Genomic DNA, 15,622 nt, shown 5'->3' on the forward strand with positions numbered 1-15,622 from the left:
AGCACGCCGTTAACCTTTGGTTCCGCGTCCTGGCCCCCGCGATGGGTGCGGCAGCCAGTTCAGCCGGGGCCATTATGGCAAAGCCCATGCAAAATCATCAAGCTATCGCCAGCGAATGGCGAATGGCGGGCAGGAATGGATTCCTGCCCAAGCAGCAATCAAAACTCTTCCAGGAACCGCATGCGGAAGCGGCGGCCCTTGATGTTGCTGTTGGACACCCGCGAAAACACCTGCTTGGCGATCTGGCGGTCAAGCGCCACATAGGAATTGAATTCCGTGATGTTGATCTTGCCGACTTGTTCGAACGTCAGGCCGCCATCACCCGTCAGCGCGCCCAGCAGGTCGCCCGGACGCAGCTTGTCTTTCTTGCCGCCCTGAATGCACAGCGTCACCATCGGCGCGCGCAACGGGCGGTCGGCCTTGGGCTTGAGCGACTTGATGTCGCCCCACTTCAAGGGCGAGCCCTGGTATTGCTCAACCAGGTTGGCCCAACGCATTTCATCGGGCGAGCACAGGCTTAGCGCCAAGCCCTTTTGATCACCGCGGCCGCTGCGGCCGATGCGGTGCACGTGGACTTCGGTGTCTTTCGTGACGTCCACGTTGATGACCGCGCCCAGGTTCTGGATGTCCAGGCCACGCGCCGCCACGTCGGTGGCGACCAGCACGGCGCAGCTTTGGTTGGCGAACTGGATCAGGATTTCATCGCGTTCCCGTTGTTCAAGATCGCCGTTCAGTGCTTGCGCGCTGATGCCGTCGGCTTGCAGGCGTTCAACCAGGTCATGGCTGCGAATCTTGGTATTGCAGAACGCCAGCGTGGACACGGGGCGGAAATGCGCCAGCAGACGGGCTACCGAGTCCAGACGGTCTTTGCCGTCGATCTCGTAGAAGATCTGTTCGATGCGGCTGGCGTCGTGCTGCGCTTCCACCTTGACCTCGGCGGGGTTGCGCAAAAAGCGCGCGCTGAGCTTGCGGATATTGTCGGGGTAGGTGGCCGAGAACAGCAGCGTCTGGCGCTTGGTGGGGCAGTGCGAAGCAATGGCCACGATGTCATCGTAGAAACCCATGTCGACCATGCGGTCGGCTTCGTCCAGCACCAGCGTCGTCAGGCCAGCCAGGTCCAGGCTGCCGCGGTCCAGGTGGTCTTGAATGCGGCCGGGCGTACCCACCACCAGATGCGCACCGCGCGCTAGCGATTCCGCTTGCGGGCGGGCGGCTGCGCCGCCGCACAAGGTCAGGATCTTGACGTTCGGAATCAGGCGCGCCAGACGGCGCAGTTCTTGCGCGACCTGGTCAGCCAGTTCGCGCGTGGGGCACACCAGCAGCGCCTGTGGCGTCAGTTGGGTGGTGTCCAGCTTTTGCAGCACGCCCAGGCCGAACGCCGCGGTCTTGCCGCTGCCGGTCTTGGCTTGCGCAATGATGTCGCGGCCTTCCAGGATAAGCGGCAGGCTTTGCGCCTGGATGGGCGTCATTTGCTCGAACCCCAGGCTTTGCAGGTTGTCGAGCAGGGCGGGCAAGAGGGGCAGGGTGGAGAAGGGCGTGTTGGTCACAATAGGGCGGATCGCAAAAACCGCGAAAAACTGAGTCGACCGACAGTGTAATCCCTGAGTTGCTTTCGCCGTCGCACGCGTCCGCGTCGGCATGCAATACCCGCGTATGGGGAAAATAATTAGGGACGCAATAAGGGGGCGTCGATAGGGGGCGTAATAAGGGGGGGCGTCAATAGGGGGGCGTCAATAAGGACGTCTTCCATAGTAAGGACGTCTTCCACAAGTACGCCTTCAGCAGGGCGCCCTCAGCCAGCGCGGCGCCATTCCGGCTGCGTCAGTCCGTATCCGCTTGCGGCTCGTACGTGCCGGCCAGCGCTTGGGCAGCCTCTTGCATGCGCGGCAACCAGGCCCGCGCGCCATCGATCGACAAGCGCGCAACCGGTGCATGCAAGGCTACGGCAGCAATCACCCGCGTGCCATGCAGAATCGGCACCGCCATGCACACGATGCCCAGCAGAAATTCTTCGCGGTCAAAGCTTGCGCCTTCTTTCTTGATCGTGCGCAGTTCGTATTCCAGCGATGCCACCTCGCACAAGGTGTTGGGCGTATAGCGGGGCAAGGGGGCGGCCGCCAGCAGACGGGCGCGCGCTTCGCGCCGCATGTGCGCCAGAAACAGCTTGCCGCTGGCCGAGCAATGCAGCGGCACGCGTGACCCGGTCTGTAGGTTCACACGCAGCGGCCACGCGGTTTCCACACGATCCAGATAGATGACCTCGTCGCCATCCAGCATCGTGCAGTTGCAGGTTTCGCCGATCTCATCGACCAGGCTGTCCAGAATGCGATGGCGTTCGCCGCGCAGCGGGGAATTCAGCAGCGTCTCGCGCGCCAATGCGCTGAGCCGCGGGCCGCTGACGTAGCTTTTGCCGGCAGGCTCGCGCAGCAGCATGCCGGCGTCGACCAGACGCGTCAGGATGCGCAGCACCGACGGTTTGGGCAAGCCGGTGGCGTCGGTCAAGGCGGCCAACGACACGGGGCTTTCAGATCGGGCGACCTGTTCCAGCAAGGTCAACGCCCGCAAGGCGGCAGAGGATTCGTCTTTCATCTTTCAGGGTTTGAAAGTGATCGGATGGGGGAGCAGACAACTCACGCGCCATCATCGCCCAGCAACGGCCGCGCGCATAGTGCGCCACGCAAAGACTCCAGCAGCACCCGCTTGTTTTCCCGGCTGCGATACGCGTGTTCGCGCATCAGGTTTTCGGCGCGCACGGCTTCGCGCCGGGTGATGGCGCGCAGCAGGTCTTCATGATCGGCTTGCGCGCGCAGCACAAACGGCGTTTCCAGCAGCGACGGGGTAGACGGCAGCGTCAGCGCGGCGGGGCCGGCAAGCGGGGTCTTGTTGTTGTGCTCCAGTGCGGACAGCAGGGCGCGATTGCCGGCGGCTTCGCACAGAATCTCGTGGAACCGGCGGTTGATCTGGCCCCAGGCGCGCGCGTCCACCGTGGTGTTGGGGTCGCGGCGGGCGGGCGCCAGCAAGGCGCGTCCTTCCTCTACCGCTTCCGACAGCGCGTCCAGCACGTCTTGGGGTGCGCCGCGTTCCGCTAGCAGGCGGGCGGCCATGCCTTCGAGCACGCCGCGCACATCCACGGCGTCGCCAATCTCTTCCACCGTGAAGGCGCGAACCCGGAACCCCCGCGAAGGCAGGCGTTCAAGCAGGCCTTCCTTTTCCAGCTCGGTCAGCGCAATGCGCAGCGGCGTGCGTGACACGCCCAGGCGCGCGGAAAACTGCAATTCCACGACGCGTTCCCCGGGCTGCAACGCACCGGAAAGCACCATGTCCCGAAGTTCGGAAATAACTTTGTCGATCTGAGCTGCCATAGCGTGGCGTGGGCTGAAGATTGTCTGAAAGGGCTCCCAGTGTACCTAGAAAATTGCATGCAATAAGCCAAAAAATAGATCTTCCTGTCTTGCGATTTATCAAAATTGCATGCAATAATTCGGAAAAACAGCGGTACTAGGCGTTTTAAGCCTGGTAATGCATGCAAAGACGCAAGCCATTGCATGCCATTGAGCCGAAAGCACAGGAGACAACATGAAGCTCATCAGCTTCGTAGAGGCAGGCCGCCCCGGTTGGGGCGTGGTGCGTGATACCGACGTCGTGGTGCTGACCCAGGTCTGGCCCGACGTGATGACGGCATTGACCGCGGGCGTGGACCAGATTGCGCAAGCGGCCGACGCGCCGGGCGTGCCCTGTACGCCCTTGGCCGGCCTGCAATGGCTGCCGCCCATCCCCGCGCCGCGCAAGATTCTTTGCGTGGGCCTGAATTACGGACGGCATGTGGCCGAAGCAGGACGTGAACTGCCGGCGCACCCGTCTTTGTTCGCCCGCTTTGCGGACAGCCTGGTCGGGCACCGCGAACCCGTCTGGAAGCCGCGCGCCTCCGACAGGTTTGATTACGAAGGCGAACTGGCCGTCGTCATCGGCCGGGGCGGACGCCACATTCCCGCAAGCGATGCGCTGTCGCACGTGGCTGGCTACACCTGTATGGCCGAGAACTCGGTGCGTGACTTTCAAAAGCACAACGCGCAGGTCACGCCGGGCAAGAACTTCGAGCGCAGTGGCGCGATTGGCCCTTGGCTGGTCACGGCGGACGACATTGGCGACCCCGCGCGGCTACGCGTCATCAGCCGCTTGAACGGCGAAGTGATGCAAGACGGCGACGTGTCCGACCTGATCTTCCCCATCCCTGAACTGATTGCCTACATCAGCACGTTCACGCCGCTGTCTCCGGGCGACGTCATCGCAACCGGCACGCCGGAAGGCGTGGGCTCCAGCCGCAAGCCGCCGCGCTTCATGGCTGCCGGCGACACGCTGGAAGTCGAGATTCCCGGCATCGGAACGCTGATCAACACGGTGGCGGACGAACCCGCCCAACAAGGAGCTGCGCATGGCTGACGCGCTGCGGTATCTGACGGAACGGGACGTAGTCTCGGTGCTGAACATCCATCGCGCCATTGATGCGCTGCAAGACATGCTGGTGGCGCAAGCCCGCGACCAGGCGCGCAACCTGCCCAAAACGCTGGCCACATGGGGCGACGGCAGCTCCATGCATGCATTGGGTTCCGTGCAGACGGGCGAGGGCGGGTACGCCGGGTTCAAAACCTGGGTGCACACGAAGGCGGGCGGCGGCTCGTTGTTCAGTTTGTTCGATGCGGCCACGGGCGCCTTGCGCGCCATTATCGAAGCGCGTGCGCTGGGCATGTTGCGCACGGCGGCCATCAGCGGCGTCGCCACGCGAGCGCTGGCTCCGCAAGACGCAACGCGCGCTGCGCTGGTCGGCACCGGCCCGCAAGCGGTCACGCAATTGGCGGCCTTGGCCGCGGTGCGTGATTTGCGTCAGGTGCGGGTGTACAGCCCCACGCCGGAAAAGCGCCGCGCGTTCGTGGCGAGCGTGGCGGGCAAATATGCATTCGACGTCCAGGAGTCCCCCAGCCTGGAACACGCGTTGGCGGGCGCCGAGATCGTCACGCTGATCACGCGCGCGGTTGATCCTTTCGTGGAAGCGGCGCTGCTGGCGGGCTGCCGGCACCTGAACGCCGTGGGTGCGATCTTGCCGTCCAAGGCCGAGTTTGCGCAAGACGTGTTCACGCTGGCCGACCGCGTGGTGGTGGACGACCTGGAGAACGCGCGTAAAGGGTCGCGGGAACTGCGCGAACGCTATGGCGCCGACGGCGCGCCGTGGCCGGATGTCGCCGTGCTCGGCCAACTGCTGGCGCAAGGTGACGCGCGACCCCCTCAGGCGCGGCTGACGATCTTCAAGGGCATGGGCATGGGTTTGTCGGATCTGGCGATGGCGCGCGTGGTGTTTGAGCACGCACGCGAGCATGGCTTGGGTATCGAACTTCCTCCCCAAACCCGCGAAAACCTGCTGCTGGCGCAGCCCTGAACCGCATTCAATCAACAAGACACAGCCGGCCGGCAGCGCTGGCGGCAAGAGGAGACAAGCATGTTCGTGGATATCAGCGGGGCCGCGCCTCGCGAACAAAACAAGTGGCCGTCGATCGTGATCCCGAAAGAGGATATTGATCTGGAAATCGCGCGGCTGATCGACGCGCCCCGACCGGACAACGGCCGCCGCGCGTCGCTGATTACCCACCCCGAGGCGACCGCGCCGGGCTTGGGTCTGGCGCCCGGCACGGACGTCACCATCAATGTGGTGAACCCCGGCGAACGCACCTACAACCTGCGCAAGAACTCCAACATGCTGGAAATCTGTATCAGCGGGGAAGGGGTGGCTACGGTGGCGGGCCGCGATATCCGGGTGGGGCATTGGGACGTCTGGAACACGCCCGCGATGCAGGTGCATTCGTACCGCAATGACGGCAAGACGCCGTGGGTGCGTTTGTCGTATTCCAACGCGCCGCTGCTGGAAAAGCTGGAGATCCATTACGTTGAAGAGTTCGACGGCGCCGTGCCACCGGCGGATGCGAACACCCAGCCCGTACCGGCCCGCGCACCCGACGCCGCCCGTTCGCGCGACCTGGCCCTGCGCGAACAGATCACGCCCGAGGGCGCCTGGCTGATGGGCTACGAGTGGCTGATAGATATCGACGTGCTGGAATCGAAAGCGCTGCATTGGCCCTGGGAGGCCGTGTCGCGCTATTTGCCCACCGTGGAAGACATGGCGCGCGGCTACAACGGCCGCCGTCTCTTCGTGCTGTACAACCCGGCGACCGAACGCCGTATCGGCACCACGCACAGTTTCTTCGCCACGATTTCGTCGTCGCCGCCCGACAACCACCACGTGCCGCACCGCCATAGTTCGTCGGCCATCAATTACTACCTGCGCGGCAACGGTTACAGCAAGGTCAACGGCACCCGGCTGGACTGGAAGGCGGGCGACTTGATTCTGTCTGCGCCCGGCTGGGCCATGCACTCGCATCACTCTGGCACGGAAACCACGTCTGCCCTGACGGTGCAAGACCACCCGCTGCAAATCGCCATGGAATCGCTGATCTGGCAGGAGCGCATGCAGGAACCCATTCTGGCGCTGGGCAGCCAGAGCGGCTTTGAAAGCAACCGCGCGCAGTTGGCCGCGGCGTCCTGAGCGCCTTCCGGCCCCGTTCACACGCATTGATATCTGGATTCCCCATGACCTTGATTGAACTGTCCGACGCCCCGGCATTGCGCGCGCAACTGCGGGATTTCTACGACGACTACGCCTACTGCCTGGACGAAGGCCGGCTGGAGGAGTGGCCCGATTTCTTCACCGAAGACTGTCACTACCGCGTGCTCTCGCGCGAAAACCACGACGCCGGCCTGCCGCTGGGCCTGATCTATTGCATGAACAAGAACATGGTGCGCGACCGCGTCACGGCGCTGCGCGAGACCACGATGTTCGAGCCGCGTTCGCTGCGCCACTTCATCAGCGGCGTGCGCGTCATGGAATTGCAGGGCGACCACATCGTGTCGCAGGCCAACTTCGCCGTGATGGAGTCGCTGTCTGACCGCGAGCCCACCTTGAATATGGTGGGCCGCTATCTGGATGTGCTGCGCGTGACGCCCGACGGCCTGTTGCTGAGCCGCCGCGACTGCGTCTACGACAACTACCGCGTGCGCACCTCGCTGATCGTTCCCATCTGAATCCGCTGCAAGGAAACCCGTCATGACCTGTTCCGATTCCGCCGTGCTGGACACGCCTGCCGCGGCCCCCATTCATCTTGAACGCCGCTGGCCCAAAGAGGGCTACACGCGCATCCCCAACTGGGTCTACACGGACCCGGCCATCTTCCAAAAGGAAATGGATGTGTTCTTTGCCGGCCAGACCTGGAACTACGTGGGCCTGGAATGCGAAGTGCCCGAGACCGGTTGCTACAAGCGCAACTGGATCGGCAACCGCCCGGTGGTGATGGTGCGCACCGAAACCGGCGAGGTCAATGTGCTGGAGAACCGCTGCGCGCATCGCGGCGCGCAGATCTGCTGGCAAAACACGGGGCGCGTGACGGACTTCACCTGCCCGTATCACCAATGGAATTACGACCTGCACGGCAACCTGCAAGGCGTGCCGTTCCGTCGCGGCGCGATGGGCAAAGGCGGCATGCCGAAGGACTTCGACCCCAAGCAGAACGGCATTCGCAAGCTGCGCAGCGTGAACCGGGGCGGCTCGATCTGGGCCACGTTCTCGGAAGAGGCGCCCAGCTTTGAAGACTATTGCGGCGCGGAAGTGCTGGCCGAGATCGATCACATGTTGCCGGGCAAGCCGCTCAAGCTGCTGGGCTATAGCCGCCAGCTGATTCCCAGCAACTGGAAGATGTACCTGGAGAATCTGAAGGACCCGTACCACGCCACCTTGCTGCACACGTTCTACATCACCTTCGGGTTATGGCGCGCGGATTCGAAGTCGGAATGCATTCCCACTGGCGGCGGCGCGCATAGCGTCATGGTGTCGCACAACGAAGGCAAGAAGAAGACCGAAGCCACCACGGAAATGAGCCGCTTTCGTGACGACCTGGAACTGCTGGACCTGGAAACCGTGACGCCGCGCGCCGAGTTCAACCGGGGCCGGGTGGGGGGCGCGTGGGTGTTTCCCGCCGCCCAATTCGGCATCCAGGCCAATTCGCTGAAGACCCGCCACGTCATCCCGCGCAGCCCGACCGAGCACGAACTGGTGTTCACCTATTACGGCTACGAGGACGACGACGAGGAAATGACCCGCCTGCGGCTCAAGCACGCCAACCTGTTGGGGCCGGCCGGCTTTGTGTCGATGGACGACAGCGAAATGCTGAACCAGGTGCAGATCGGCGTGACGGGTTACCCCGAGGCGCGCGGCATCGTCGAGATGGGCGGCCGCGACACGGAACCTGCCGACTACATGGTGACCGAAGTGCTGATCCGGTCGTTCTACGACTACTACCGCAAGGCGATGGGGCTCTGATCATGGACATCTGGAAACCCGTTGCCTTGGTGACGGACATCTCGCCGGATACCGGCACGCTGCGAGTCGTGCATGAAGGTGAAGGCGTCTGCCTGTACGACTTGCAGGGCGAAATCTGCGCCACCCAAGACCGCTGCCCCCACGGCAACGCCAGCCTTGCCGACGGCTATCTGGAAGACGGCACCATCGAGTGCCCGTTGCACCAGGGCGTCTTCGACATCCGTACCGGCAAGCCGCAATGCCCGCCGGTCACAACCGACCTGCGCCGTTACGAGGTGCGGGTCGAAGCCGACACGGTGTATCTGAAGGCGGAGGCCGCGTGAGCGCGCGCGCGATCGTCATCGTGGGCGCAGGGCAGGCGGGCGGCTGGGCCGCCACCACCTTGCGCAGCCGCGGCTACGACGGCCGCGTGCTGCTGCTGGGCGAAGAACCCCATGCGCCCTATGAGCGGCCGCCGTTGAGCAAAGCCGTGCTAAGCGGGCAGGCGGCGGCTGACAGCACCGAACTGTTTTCCACGGCGCGGCTGGCGGACTTGGATATCGAGTTCCGGCCGGGCATCGCCGCCACGCGCTTGCGGGTGGACGACAAGCAGGTGGAGTTGTCGGACGGCGCATCGGCGGGCTACGACAAGCTGATTCTGTGTACCGGCGGGCGGCCCGTTGTTCCGGCGTTGCCCGGCGTGTCCAGCGCCGCCGTGCATGTGCTGCGCACGCGCGATGATGCGATGCGCCTGCGCGCGCAGCTGGGTCCGGGCAAGCATGTCGTCATTGTGGGCGGAGGATGGATTGGCCTGGAAGTGGCCGCCACGGCGCGCCAGTCGGGCAGCCGCGTCACGGTGCTGGAACAGGCGGGGCGCTTGTGTGCGCGCAGCGTGCAGCCGGGCGTGTCCGCGCACCTGGCCGCGCTGCATGCCGCGCATGGCGTCGAGGTTCGCCTGGGCGCCAGCCTGTGTGCGGTGCATCCGCAGCCGGACGGGCGCGCAGTGGCCGAGCTGGCCGACGGGTCCGCTATCGCGGCGGATGCCGTGGTGCTGGGCGTGGGCCTGCAAGCCAATGACGCGTTGGCGCGCGCAGCAGGCATTGAATGTGAACGCGGCGTGCTGGTCGATGCGTACTGCCGGACGTCTGCCGTGGACGTGTATGCGGCGGGCGATGTGGCGGTGTCGGTATATGGCGGGGCGGCCCATACCGGGGCGGCCCTTGCCGGGGCGGCCCATGCCGGGGCGGTCCATACCGGCGCGATCGGCCGGGTGCGGCTCGAATCCTGGCAGAACGCGCAGGACCAAGGCACCGCTGCCGCCCTGTCGGCGCTGGGCGAGTCCGTGCCGTATACGCCCAGCGGCGCGGTCTGGTCCGAGCAGTACGACGCCATGGTGCAGATCGTGGGCTTTCCCGCGCTGGCGGCAAGCGAAGTGCTGCGCCCGCAGGCAGAGCGCCGCGCCTTGCTGTCGGTGGCGCTGGATGCCGGGAGCCGCATCGTGGCGGCCGTCGCGGTTGACGCACCCCGGGAGTTGCGCCAGTTGCGTAAATGGATCGCGCAAGGCGCGGTCCTGGACCCGGCGTTGTTGCAGCGGCCTGACGTGCCGCTGGCCAACGCGCAAATCGGATAACGGAGCACAAACCCGCATGGACCATGCAATGCAATCCCTACACATCAAGGCCGCTTGCGAAGCGGTTGTGCTGACGTTCTTTCATGCGCTGGACACGCGCCAGCATGACGTGGCCGCCGCCTTGATGGCGGACGACGGCGTCTGGATGCGGCAAGGCCGGCGCTTGTCAGGCCCGCACGACGTGCTGGCGGCGCTGAACGCCCGTGCCGCCGAGCGCAGCACCTGTCACGTGATCACCAATTTACGGCTCGTCGATGGGGACGATACGCGCGCGACTGTCGGCTACTTCCTGACCGCCTATGACAGCGTGCCGCAAGAGCAGGGCGGCGCGCCCCGGCTGGTATCCATCCGAGAATGCCAGGACGTGCTGGTGAAGACGGCGGGCGAATGGCGTTTGGCCGACAAGCGCAGCCGGCGCCATCTGCCGCCGGAATAAGCCTCGGCATCACCCGCTGCAATAACACCCCAACAACACCCCAATAACACCCCAATACCACCCCAATAACACCCCAATAACACCCACACCAAGCCCCCAAGGAGACCCCATGGATGCCACAACTATAAAAACACTGGCGCTGCGTCTGGACGAGGCCGAGCAGCGCCGCAGCCAGGTGCGTCAGCTGTCGCTGGACCACCCGGACATCACCATCGCCGACGCCTACGCCATCCAGCGCGAATGGGTCGCGCACAAGATCGCATCGGGCCGGCGGCTGGTGGGCCACAAGATCGGCCTGACCTCGCGCGCGATGCAGTTGTCGTCGCAGATTGACGAGCCGGATTACGGCGCGTTACTGGACGACATGTTGTTTGCCGATGGCGCCGAGATTCCGCGTGACCGCTTCATCGTGCCGCGCCTGGAAGTGGAGCTGGCGTTCATTCTGGACCGCCCGTTGCAGGGCCCGGGCGTTACCTTGTTCGATGTGCTTGACGCGGTGCGCTATGTGATCCCGGCACTCGAGATCATCGACGCACGCTCGCATCAGATCGACCCGGATTCCAAACGGCCGCGCAAGGTGTTCGACACCATCGCCGACAACGCCGCCAACGCGGGCGTGGTGATGGGCGGGCGGCCCGTGCGCGTGGGGGAGGTGGACCTGCGCTGGGTAGGCGCCTTGCTGTCGCGCAATGCGGTGATCGAGGAAACCGGCCTGGCGGCGGGTGTGCTGAACCATCCGGCCAACGGCGTCGTGTGGCTGGCCAACAAGCTGGGCGAACACGGCGTGGGGCTGGAGGCGGGGCAGATCATTCTTAGCGGCTCGTTCACCCGGCCGGTATTCGCGCAGGCAGGCGACACGTTCCATGTGGACTACGGTTCGCTGGGCGCGGTGAGCTGCCGCTTCGTTTAACGCAATTTTTCATCCGGCATTCAACGCGATTTTCAGGAGCGACCCCCGACCCCGCTTTCCCATTTGAATAAGCGCGCCGCATACACCTAAAACAGCGCGGGCGCGTGGCAGGCATCCCCTCAGGAGACAACAAGTGAAACCCCTCAAGACCTTGATTTGCATGGCGGCCGCCGCCTGCGCAGCCTTACCTTCCGCCGCCGCTCTGGCGCAACAGGCCAACTGGCCCACCCACGCCATCACGCTGGTCGTGCCGTTTGCGGCGGGCGGTGGTGGCGATACGCTGGCGCGCCTGGTCGCCGAGCCGCTGTCGCGGGAACTCGGCCAGTCGATCATCGTGGAAAACCGCCCGGGCGCGGGTGGCAACATCGGGACATCAATTGCCGCGCGCGCCAACCCGGACGGCTACACGCTGTCTTATGGCACCAACGGCACGCAGGCCACCAACCACTGGCTGTACAAATCACCGGGCTACGCACCGGCCGACTTCGAACCGATATCGCGCTTTACCGTCATCGCGGCCGCCCTGGTTGTGAATGGCACCGACGACCGTTTCAAATCGCTGGCGCAGTTGCTGGACTACGCCAAGTCACACCCGGGTGAGCTGACCTGTGGCTCGGCCGGCAACGGCACATCGTCCCATCTGGCCTGTGAACTGCTGAACCAGATGGCGGGCATCAAGGTCATGCATATTCCGTACAAGGGCGGCGGCGCGGCCATGACGGATTTGCTGGGCGGGCGGATCTCGTTCCTGATCGACGTCATGCCCAACGTGTCGGGCCAGATCGCGGCGGGCAAGTTGCGGGCGTTGGCGGTGACGACGCCTGAGCGCGTGGCGTCCAACCCCGACATTCCCACCATGAACGAGGCGGGCGTAAAGGGCTACGAGTTCTTCGCCTGGGATGGCTTGTATGCGCCCAAGGGCACGCCGGTTGCCGTGCTGGACAAGCTGAACGCCGCGGTCAACCAGGCGCTGCAACGGCCGGACGTGAAGAAGGCGCTGGAATCGCGCGGGGCCATTCCGTCCCCCACCACGCGTCAGGTGCTAGGTGAATTTGGCGCCGAGGAATACACGCGGCTGGGCAAGGTCGTGAAGACCGCTGGCGCGGCGATCGACTAAGGACTTCCAATATCTGCAATTTCCGCGGCGGCCTCCGGGCTGCCGTGCGGATTTTGCAGAAAATGGAACGCGGTGGGCTGTGACCCGCCGCCTTTCTCCGGCAGTATCGGATCACACCGGCCACGATGCACGCACGCAAGCGCCGGCCTGCCAGGAGAGAGACCATGAGCAGCAAGCAACACATGACCCCCAGTGAAGCGTTCGTTGAAACGCTGGTGGCGCAAGGCGTCAAAGACGTATTCGGCATCGTTGGTTCGGCCTTCATGGATGCGCTGGACTTGTTTCCCGCTGCGGGAATTCGCTTCGTGCCCACGGTGCACGAGCAGGGCGCGGCCCACATGGCCGACGGCTACTCCCGCGTCACGGGCCGCCACGGCGTCTGCATTGCGCAGAACGGGCCGGGCATCACCAACTTCGTCACGGGGGTAGCCGCCGCCTATTGGGCGCACAGCCCGGTAGTGGCGATTACGCCCGAAACCGGCACGGCCGGCATGGGGCTGGGCGGTTTTCAAGAGACCGAACAGCTGCCGATTTTTTCCCGCATCACCAAGTACCAGGCGCACGTGAACCGGCCGGACCGCATGGCGGAATTCACGGCCAAGGCGTTTGATAACGCGCTGGCCGAACGCGGCCCCACGCAGCTGAACATTCCGCGCGACTACTTCTACGGCGAGATCGACGTGGCCATTCCCGAGCCGCGCCGCGTGCGTCGCGGGCCGGGCTCGGAAGAAGACCTGGAAGCGGCGGCGCGAATGCTGGCCGAGGCAAAGTTCCCCGTCATCGTGGCGGGCGGCGGCGTGCTGTTCTCAGAGGGTCAGGCGGAATGCGTGGCGCTGGCTGAATTGCTGGGCGCGCCGGTCGTCACCAGCTATCTGCACAATGACGCGTTCCCCGCCAGCCATCCGCTGTGGTGCGGTCCGCTGGGTTATCAGGGCGCGAAAGCCGGCATGAAGCTGTTGTCGCAGGCCGATGTGGTGCTGGCGTTAGGCACGCGGCTGGGGCCATTCGGCACCTTGCCGCAGCACGGGCTGGACTACTGGCCGCAAGGCGCGCGCATCATCCAGGTGGATGCCGACCACCGCATGCTGGGCTTGGTGCGTCCGGTATCGGTGGGCATCTGCGGCGACGCCAAGCCCGCCGCCGCCGCTCTGACCGAAAAGCTGAAAGGCCGTGACGTCGCCTGCGTGCGCACCAAGTCAGCGCGCGGTGACGCGATTGCCTCGCAGAAAGCGGAATGGGAAAACGAACTGGACAGCTGGTCGCACGAGCGCGACGACTGGAGCCTGGACATCATCGAGCAGGGCGGCGGGCGCATGCATCCGCGGCGCATGCTGCGCGAGCTGGAACGCGCGATGCCCAAGCATGTGATGGTGTCGACAGACATCGGCAACATCTGCTCGGTGTCCAACAGCTACCTGCGCTTTGATGAGCCGAACTCGATGTTGGCCGCCATGAGCTTCGGCAACTGCGGCTATGCGCTGCCCGCGCTCATCGGCGCCAAGCTCGGGCGGCCCGACCGGCCCGCCGTGGCCTATGTGGGCGACGGCGCGTGGTGCATGAGCTTCCAGGAATTGCTGACCTGCGTGCGCGAAAAGATTCCGGTCACGGCCGTGGTCTTTCACAACGGCCAATGGGGCGCTGAAAAGAAAAACCAGGTCGACTTCTATGGCCGCCGCTTCGTGGGCAGCAACCTGCTGAACCCGAACTTTTCCGAGCTGGCGCGGGCCATGGGCGCAGAGGGCATTCGGGTGGAGCACGCGGACCAGGTGGGTGCGGCGTTGCAGGCGGCGTGCAAGGCGCAGTCCGAAGGCAAGACCACCGTGCTGGAAATGATGGTCAGCCAGGAACTGGGCGACCCCTTCCGGCGCGATGCCTTGAAGCAGCCGGTGCGCTTCCTGGACAAGTACAAGTCGTACGTGAACCAGCCGTTCCATGCGGGCGAGGTGCCGCTGTCGATCGAGCCCGTCAAGCGCTGATCGGCGCGCGAGCGGCACGGCAAACGCCGCGCCGCTCGCGTCACACTTTGCCCCCAACATTCGCGGCAGGAGGCACGACCCCCCATGGCAATCGACCGATTGTTCGCACCGCTGCGCGAGGCCGCGCTATCGGGCGGGCGCCTGCGCACCGCGGTGGCGTATCCCTTGTGCCCGGCGAGCCTGGGCGCGGCGGTCCAGGCGCGCGAGGCCGGTTATATCGAACCCGTGCTGGTTGGCCCGGCGCGCCGGATTCAGGCCCTGCTGGCGGAAATGGGCGTGCGCGCGGGCGGTTTGGAAATCGTGGACACGCCGGACGATGAGAAGCTTGCCGCGCGCACCGCCGCCGCCCTGGCGCGCGACGGCGCGGCCAGCATGTTGATGAAAGGCAGTTTGCACACCGATCATTTCATGTCGGCCGTGGTGGCGCGCGAATCGGGCTTGCGTACAGAGCGCCGGATCAGCCATGTGTTCGTCATGGCGGTAGCGGCGTACCCCAAGCTATTCATCCTGACGGATGCCGCCGTCAACATCGCGCCGACCTTGCAAGAGAAGGCCGACATTGCTCAGAACGCCATCGACCTTGCGCGCGCGCTGGGCGTGGCGCGCCCAAAGCTGGCGGTGTTGTGCGCGACAGAATCCGTCAACCCGTCGATGCCCGCCACGCTGGATGCCGCCGCGCTATCCAAAATGGCCGACCGCCAGCAAATTCGGGGCGGTGACATCGATGGCCCCTTGGCGTTCGATAACGCGATATCCCGTGAAGCGGCCGATCAGAAGGGCATCGTGTCGCACGTGGCGGGCGATGCCGACATTCTGCTGGTGCCCGATATCGAAGCCGGCAACATGCTCTACAAAGAGCTGACCTGGCTGGCGGGCGCAGGCGCCGCGGGCCTGGTGCTGGGCACGCGTGTGCCCGTGTTGTTGACCAGCCGTTCCGATTCGATGGAGGCGCGCGTCAACAGCTGCGCCATCGCCGTGCTGCACGCACGCGCCTTGGCGGCTGCCGTCCGCTAAAGCGGCTGCCGGAATGGGGAGCAAGCAATTCTGGTGCAAGCGATTCCCCGCGTCTGGTTCTAGACCCTGCCAGGTGGCCCACGTACCTTGAGTCCAGACGCCCGCGCGCGCTTTGCGCCGGACTTTGAGAAAGGGGTACGC

Annotated in this window: 15 protein-coding genes; 12 read left to right on the plus strand and 3 right to left on the minus strand. The window is 65.0% G+C overall.

The window, feature by feature from the left end:
* Positions 1-158 precede the first annotated feature (158 nt).
* The 3 genes from dbpA to HV765_RS00980 form a co-directional block, all read right to left on the minus strand.
* Positions 159-1,547, minus strand: a complete 1,389-nt coding sequence (gene dbpA / locus HV765_RS00970) for an ATP-dependent RNA helicase DbpA (RefSeq protein WP_175168468.1) — start codon at positions 1,545-1,547, stop codon at positions 159-161.
* Between the two features lie 274 nt (positions 1,548-1,821).
* On the minus strand, positions 1,822-2,589 hold the full coding sequence (locus tag HV765_RS00975; protein ID WP_175168469.1) for an IclR family transcriptional regulator: 768 nt from the start codon (positions 2,587-2,589) through the stop codon (positions 1,822-1,824).
* 41 nt (positions 2,590-2,630) lie between these two features.
* A complete protein-coding gene (locus HV765_RS00980) occupies positions 2,631-3,362 on the minus strand; it encodes a GntR family transcriptional regulator (protein ID WP_054425740.1) in 732 nt (243 codons plus the stop codon).
* 214 nt (positions 3,363-3,576) lie between these two features.
* Here HV765_RS00980 and HV765_RS00985 point away from each other — a divergent pair, with 214 nt between their 5' ends.
* From HV765_RS00985 to HV765_RS01040, 12 genes are all read left to right on the plus strand, one after another.
* A complete protein-coding gene (locus HV765_RS00985; RefSeq protein ID WP_175168470.1) occupies positions 3,577-4,440 on the plus strand; it encodes a fumarylacetoacetate hydrolase family protein in 864 nt (287 codons plus the stop codon).
* On the plus strand, positions 4,433-5,431 hold the full coding sequence (locus tag HV765_RS00990; RefSeq protein WP_175168471.1) for an ornithine cyclodeaminase family protein: 999 nt from the start codon (positions 4,433-4,435) through the stop codon (positions 5,429-5,431). The genes HV765_RS00985 and HV765_RS00990 overlap by 8 nt, the downstream gene beginning before the upstream one ends.
* Positions 5,432-5,491: 60 nt before the next feature.
* Positions 5,492-6,592 (plus strand): cupin domain-containing protein, encoded by a 1,101-nt coding sequence (locus tag HV765_RS00995; RefSeq protein ID WP_054425733.1) that lies wholly within the window; start codon positions 5,492-5,494, stop codon positions 6,590-6,592.
* Between the two features lie 44 nt (positions 6,593-6,636).
* Positions 6,637-7,128: an aromatic-ring-hydroxylating dioxygenase subunit beta gene (locus HV765_RS01000; RefSeq protein WP_054425731.1), complete on the plus strand. Its 492-nt coding sequence runs from the start codon at positions 6,637-6,639 to the stop codon at positions 7,126-7,128.
* A gap of 22 nt (positions 7,129-7,150) precedes the next feature.
* Positions 7,151-8,419: an aromatic ring-hydroxylating dioxygenase subunit alpha gene (locus HV765_RS01005; protein WP_054425729.1), complete on the plus strand. Its 1,269-nt coding sequence runs from the start codon at positions 7,151-7,153 to the stop codon at positions 8,417-8,419.
* Between the two features lie 2 nt (positions 8,420-8,421).
* On the plus strand, positions 8,422-8,742 hold the full coding sequence (locus HV765_RS01010; RefSeq protein ID WP_054425727.1) for a non-heme iron oxygenase ferredoxin subunit: 321 nt from the start codon (positions 8,422-8,424) through the stop codon (positions 8,740-8,742).
* The gene (locus HV765_RS01015) at positions 8,739-10,028 is read left to right on the plus strand and encodes an NAD(P)/FAD-dependent oxidoreductase (protein WP_175168472.1); all 1,290 of its coding nucleotides are present in this window, start codon (positions 8,739-8,741) and stop codon (positions 10,026-10,028) included. Before HV765_RS01010 ends, HV765_RS01015 begins: the two co-directional genes overlap by 4 nt.
* A 28-nt stretch (positions 10,029-10,056) precedes the next feature.
* Positions 10,057-10,464 (plus strand): nuclear transport factor 2 family protein, encoded by a 408-nt coding sequence (locus tag HV765_RS01020; RefSeq protein ID WP_338077780.1) that lies wholly within the window; start codon positions 10,057-10,059, stop codon positions 10,462-10,464.
* 109 nt (positions 10,465-10,573) lie between these two features.
* The gene (gene hpaH, locus HV765_RS01025; RefSeq protein ID WP_175168474.1) at positions 10,574-11,374 is read left to right on the plus strand and encodes a 2-oxo-hept-4-ene-1,7-dioate hydratase; all 801 of its coding nucleotides are present in this window, start codon (positions 10,574-10,576) and stop codon (positions 11,372-11,374) included.
* Between the two features lie 133 nt (positions 11,375-11,507).
* Positions 11,508-12,491, plus strand: coding sequence for a Bug family tripartite tricarboxylate transporter substrate binding protein (locus HV765_RS01030; protein ID WP_245636400.1), 984 nt, complete (start codon positions 11,508-11,510; stop codon positions 12,489-12,491).
* 164 nt (positions 12,492-12,655) lie between these two features.
* On the plus strand, positions 12,656-14,467 hold the full coding sequence (gene xsc / locus HV765_RS01035) for a sulfoacetaldehyde acetyltransferase (RefSeq protein WP_156336815.1): 1,812 nt from the start codon (positions 12,656-12,658) through the stop codon (positions 14,465-14,467).
* Between the two features lie 84 nt (positions 14,468-14,551).
* On the plus strand, positions 14,552-15,481 hold the full coding sequence (locus HV765_RS01040; RefSeq protein WP_175168475.1) for a bifunctional enoyl-CoA hydratase/phosphate acetyltransferase: 930 nt from the start codon (positions 14,552-14,554) through the stop codon (positions 15,479-15,481).
* The last annotated feature ends 141 nt before the right edge of the window (positions 15,482-15,622 follow it).

It is taken from the genome of Achromobacter kerstersii (genome assembly GCF_902859595.1).
Taxonomy (GTDB): Bacteria; Pseudomonadota; Gammaproteobacteria; order Burkholderiales; family Burkholderiaceae_B; genus Achromobacter; species Achromobacter kerstersii.

What these genes read in the sequence shown, in the direction of transcription:
- xsc (WP_156336815.1), top strand. Translation starts at nt 12,656, where the DNA reads ATGAGCAGCAAGCAACACATGACCCCCAGTGAAGCGTTCGTTGAAACG.
- HV765_RS01005 (WP_054425729.1), top strand. Translation starts at nt 7,151, where the DNA reads ATGACCTGTTCCGATTCCGCCGTGCTGGACACGCCTGCCGCGGCCCCC.
- HV765_RS01040 (WP_175168475.1), top strand. Translation starts at nt 14,552, where the DNA reads ATGGCAATCGACCGATTGTTCGCACCGCTGCGCGAGGCCGCGCTATCG.
- HV765_RS00990 (WP_175168471.1), top strand. Translation starts at nt 4,433, where the DNA reads ATGGCTGACGCGCTGCGGTATCTGACGGAACGGGACGTAGTCTCGGTG.
- HV765_RS00985 (WP_175168470.1), top strand. Translation starts at nt 3,577, where the DNA reads ATGAAGCTCATCAGCTTCGTAGAGGCAGGCCGCCCCGGTTGGGGCGTG.
- HV765_RS01000 (WP_054425731.1), top strand. Translation starts at nt 6,637, where the DNA reads ATGACCTTGATTGAACTGTCCGACGCCCCGGCATTGCGCGCGCAACTG.
- HV765_RS01010 (WP_054425727.1), top strand. Translation starts at nt 8,422, where the DNA reads ATGGACATCTGGAAACCCGTTGCCTTGGTGACGGACATCTCGCCGGAT.
- hpaH (WP_175168474.1), top strand. Translation starts at nt 10,574, where the DNA reads ATGGATGCCACAACTATAAAAACACTGGCGCTGCGTCTGGACGAGGCC.
- HV765_RS01020 (WP_338077780.1), top strand. Translation starts at nt 10,057, where the DNA reads ATGCAATCCCTACACATCAAGGCCGCTTGCGAAGCGGTTGTGCTGACG.
- HV765_RS00975 (WP_175168469.1), bottom strand. Translation starts at nt 2,589, where the DNA reads ATGAAAGACGAATCCTCTGCCGCCTTGCGGGCGTTGACCTTGCTGGAA.
- HV765_RS00980 (WP_054425740.1), bottom strand. Translation starts at nt 3,362, where the DNA reads ATGGCAGCTCAGATCGACAAAGTTATTTCCGAACTTCGGGACATGGTG.
- HV765_RS00995 (WP_054425733.1), top strand. Translation starts at nt 5,492, where the DNA reads ATGTTCGTGGATATCAGCGGGGCCGCGCCTCGCGAACAAAACAAGTGG.